The following is a 665-nucleotide window of genomic DNA, read 5'->3' on the forward strand; positions in this document are numbered from 1 at the left end:
ACCAACGCCCAGACTATCTAATTTGGGCTGAAGTAAATAATACAGTTTTCTGGTTCCAATACGGGGCATCCTGTTTCGAACAGGTATAATCATCTCTATCACCTCTTGTGATAAAGATTTATTCCTGCTTGTGGATTTGATCCTACGATAATAAACCTGTCTGCTTACCCCGAACAACGCACAGGTAGCTGTTAGCGTTTCTTGTTTTTCTGATCGGTATTGATCGATTGTTCGGGTGAGGAGTTTTTTCGGATGGGAATATTATACTCCTTTTCTGCAAGATCAATCATCATATCGAATATGATGGCTTTCTTATCTGCTTGCTCAACCTGGTGCTCCAAAAAGGCTTTCTGTTTCTCCAACAGCTTCACTTTTTGCTCCAATTCAAGAAGCTTCTGTTCAGGGCTCTTAGGCATAGTCGAGGGACTTTGGTTCTCCCAATTAAAGTTCCCATATTTTCTCAACCATCCAAGAATTGTTGAATAGGACTGAATACCATACTTGTTCAAAGCGTCCCGGATCGATGATTCGCCTCGCTCAATTTCCTGAACCACTTGTAGTTTAAAGGAATGGGTGTAATCCTTTTGTGTACGTTTAACGTACTGATTTGATGCACTTTGTGACATAACGACTGTTTTTGTGTATCGCTATTTCAGGACGGGACA

General features: G+C 41.1%; 1 protein-coding gene. It reads right to left on the reverse strand.

Annotated elements, in window-relative coordinates; translation table 11 throughout:
• Nucleotides 1-191 precede the first annotated feature (191 nt).
• Nucleotides 192-626 (reverse strand): helix-turn-helix domain-containing protein, encoded by a 435-nt coding sequence (locus AC1RNB_RS18575; protein ID WP_493085256.1) that lies wholly within the window; start codon nucleotides 624-626, stop codon nucleotides 192-194.
• Nucleotides 627-665 lie beyond the last annotated feature (39 nt).

It is taken from the genome of Sediminibacterium sp. GW821-FHT12F12 (assembly GCF_058806635.1).

Coding starts and splice junctions, on each gene's coding strand:
- AC1RNB_RS18575 (WP_493085256.1), bottom strand. CDS start 626: ATGTCACAAAGTGCATCAAATCAGTACGTTAAACGTACACAAAAGGAT.